The 3,188-nt window shown below is 64.0% G+C and carries 4 protein-coding genes; 2 read left to right on the top strand and 2 right to left on the bottom strand.

Annotated features, from left to right (window positions below; all coding sequences use genetic code 11):
• Positions 1-163: 163 nt before the first annotated feature.
• The gene (locus IT472_RS08265; RefSeq protein ID WP_297180760.1) at positions 164-616 is read right to left on the bottom strand and encodes a site-specific recombinase resolvase; all 453 of its coding nucleotides are present in this window, start codon (positions 614-616) and stop codon (positions 164-166) included.
• Positions 613-1,923 carry a recombinase family protein gene (locus IT472_RS08260; protein ID WP_297180759.1) on the bottom strand — a complete coding sequence of 437 codons (1,311 nt, stop codon included), beginning with the start codon at positions 1,921-1,923 and terminating at the stop codon, positions 613-615. The genes IT472_RS08265 and IT472_RS08260 overlap by 4 nt, the downstream gene beginning before the upstream one ends.
• 2 nt (positions 1,924-1,925) lie before the next feature.
• Between IT472_RS08260 and IT472_RS08255 the strand changes: the two genes are divergently transcribed.
• The gene (locus tag IT472_RS08255) at positions 1,926-2,732 is read left to right on the top strand and encodes a DEAD/DEAH box helicase family protein (protein ID WP_343231823.1); all 807 of its coding nucleotides are present in this window, start codon (positions 1,926-1,928) and stop codon (positions 2,730-2,732) included.
• Positions 2,705-3,052 (top strand): hypothetical protein, encoded by a 348-nt coding sequence (locus IT472_RS08250; RefSeq protein WP_297180758.1) that lies wholly within the window; start codon positions 2,705-2,707, stop codon positions 3,050-3,052. Before IT472_RS08255 ends, IT472_RS08250 begins: the two co-directional genes overlap by 28 nt.
• Positions 3,053-3,188 lie beyond the last annotated feature (136 nt).

Raw genomic sequence — 3,188 nt, 5'->3', positions numbered from 1 at the left:
GCTTCGAGGCGCTGGCCGAAGAAATTCACAAGCCCGCCAAGAGCCTGCACCGGATGCTCTCCCAGTCGGGCAACCCGACCATGAGCAACATCTCGGCGGTGTTTGCAGCCATCAAGCGTGCGCTCAAGGTCGAGGTGCGCACGCAGGTGGTGATGGCCTGACTTCAGGCATCAAACCCCGCCACCACCGCCCGCTGCGCCATCCAGTCGGTCGGCAGCGGATTGCGCTGGAACCACAGCAGGCTCATGCACCGGGGCTGCTGGCCAGCCAGGATGGTCTGGATGATGGCAGGCTCCAGCAAGGTCAGGCGCAGCAGTTCATTGACCGTCGAGTGGTGCAGGCCTTCGCGCTGGGCAATCTCGCTGCCACTGCCGACCACGCCGTCGTCGAGCAACTGCTGCCAGTAGAAGGCCCGCGTCAAGGCCACCAGCAAGGGCTGGTCGATCTGGCTGGCGACCTTGCCCGGCGACTCGACCGCCCCATCCGGCCGCACCACCACCTTGCTGGCGCCGCGCCTCCTGATCTTCAGCGGGATGAAGGTGGAGAGTTTCACCTGCCCGCCATCGCGCCGTTCACGGGCGATGGGGCCGCCCAAAGCCTGTACTTTCGATTTCATGCCTCCACCTCCTGTCGCTCCCATTCCTGCAATTCCGCGCCGATGGTGCCGGGCAACAATTCCCCGGCCAACTCCTGCCAGCCCTGATCGCGCCAGATGATTTCCAACCCGCCGTCGGCAATCACCACGCGCTCGATCAGGAGTTTTGCCAAACGGCACTGTTCCGCAGGGAATAGCTCCCGCCACAGGCCCGCGAGATTGCGCATCGGCAGCACGACTTGCGGCTCGGTGAGATCAGGCCGGATGTGCTGCATCCGATCCCACACCGCCTGCACGATGTGTGGGGCCGACAGCGCCGCTACGATCTGCTGCGTCACCAGATCCTCAATCGGCGCGGCAGGCAACGAGCCGTGCTGACTGGCCCACGCGCCCAAGCGCCGGTGTTTGACGGGGCTGTAATAGCGGTAGGTCTTGCCCTTCTTTTTCGTGTAGTTGGGCACCAGCCGTTCGCCGTCGGACGTGAACAGCAGACCGCGCAGTAACACCGGTTCCCGCTGGCGGTCATTGGTCTCGCGCCGCCGTTCGACGCCATCGGTGGCGATCAGCGCGTGGGCGGCATCCCATTGCGCCTGCGTGATGATGGCCTGATGCTGGCCGGGGAAACTCTGCCCCTTGTGCACGATCTTGCCCAGGTACATCCGGTTGTGCAGCATCTTGTAGATGGTCTGCTTGGTGAAGGGCTTGCCGCCCTTGGTGAGCACGCCTTCGGCGCCATAGGTCTTGGCCATCAGCGTGGCCGAGCGCATCGTCACGAAGTCATCGAAGATGCGCCGCACCAGAGCGGCTTCGACTTCATTGATCATCAGCAGGCGGTCGCGCACGTCGTACCCGAGTGGCAACGGTCGACCCATCCACATCCCCTTGGCCTTTGCAAGGGCGATCTTGTCGCGGATGCGCTCGCCGGTCACCTCACGCTCGAACTGGGCGAAGGACAGCAGCACGTTGAGCATCAGCCGGCCCATCGAGGTGGCCGAGTTGATCTGCTGGGTGACGGCGCTGAAGCTGACGCGGTGGCGATCAAACACATCGACCATCCGCGCAAAGTCCGCCAGCGAGCGTGACAGGCGGTCGATTTTGTAGACGACCACGATGTCGATCTTGCCCAACTGGATGTCGGCCAGCAGGCGCTTCAAGGCAGGCCGTTCCATATTGCCGCCGGAGAAGCCACCGTCGTCGTAATCATCGGCCACGGCAATCCAGCCCTCGTGGCTCTGGCTCTTGATGAAGGCCTGCCCGGCCTCTTTCTGGGCATCGATGGAATTGAAGGACTGGTCGAGGCGTTCATCGCTGGAAACACGGCAGTACACCCATCGCCGTCGGCTTCAGCGGCACGCTGCGTCCAGACCAGGAAGCTGCCGTGGCGGCGATGCTGGGTCACGATGCGGGTGTACTGTGCGCGCCAACGGCCTTTGGCAAAACGGTGACGGCCGCAGCGATCATCGCCCCGCGCGGCGTCAACACCTTGGTTCTGGTGCACCGCACGGAACTGCTCAAGCAGTGGCAGGTGCGCCTTGCCGCATTCCTGGACGCAGGCAAGGATGTGATCGGCGTCATCGGCGGCGGCAAGAGCAAGCCTACCGGCCAGATCGACATCGCGGTGATGCAATCGCTTTCGCGTCAAGGCGAGGTCGCTCCCCTGGTGGAAAGCTACGGGCAGGTGATCGTGGACGAATGCCACCATGTCGGTGCAGCGTCCTTCGATGCCATCCTGCGGCGTGCAAAGGCGAAACACGTGGTCGGCCTGACGGCAACGCCGATTCGCCGCGATGGGCAACAGCCCATCATCTTCATGCAGTGCGGACCGATCCGGCACAAGGCGGCGCAGCCGCTTGATGCGCCGCACGATCTGGCGGTGACGCCGCAGTTCATCGAGTCGCCGATTGCTCTGCCAGCGGAGGCGGGCATCCAGGATGTGTTCAGGCATCTGGCACAGGACGCGGCCCGCACGGCAGCCATCGCCAGCGCGATCACCGACGCCTTTCGGCAAGGCCGCAAGGTGCTGGCGCTGACCGAACGCACCGAGCACATCGACGCCATTCGCACCGCGTTGGCGGGTCGGGTGCCGCAGCCGTTCGTGTTGACGGCCGGATGTCAAAAAAGCAGCGCACCGCGTTGATCGCCGCGCTCGATGCCTTGCAGCCGGACGCGCCGCGCGTTCTGCTGGCTACCGGTAAGCTGGTTGACGAAGGCTTTGACCATCCACCACTGGACACCTTGGTGCTGGCGATGCCCGTCTCGTGGAAAGGCACGCTGCAGCAATACGCCGCTCGCCTGCACCGGGAGCACGCCAGCAAGACCGACGTGCGCATCATCGACTTCGTCGACACGGGGCATCCGGCCTTGCTGCGGATGTGGGACAAGCGCCAGCGTGGCTATCGGGCGATGGGGTATCGCGTCGATTCGGGTGCGCCGTCTGTCGGCCGTTTCGAATGGTGATGTCGGCTGGGCAGGGTGCCGGAACAGGCGGGTAGACAATCTATGCTACTCGGTGGCACAATAAAGTTGATGACGCGAGTATTCAAAACTCGCCACTTCCAGCGATGGATGCGCAAGACAGAGCTCACCGATGCCG

The organism is Thermomonas sp. (assembly GCF_020850895.1).
Classification (GTDB): Bacteria; Pseudomonadota; Gammaproteobacteria; order Xanthomonadales; family Xanthomonadaceae; genus Thermomonas.
This window is presented reverse-complemented; position numbering and strand designations above follow the sequence as displayed.

Excerpts from the sequence above, each read along its gene's own strand:
- IT472_RS08265 (WP_297180760.1), bottom strand. The coding sequence starts at position 616 with ATGAAATCGAAAGTACAGGCTTTGGGCGGCCCCATCGCCCGTGAACGG.
- IT472_RS08250 (WP_297180758.1), top strand. The coding sequence starts at position 2,705 with ATGTCAAAAAAGCAGCGCACCGCGTTGATCGCCGCGCTCGATGCCTTG.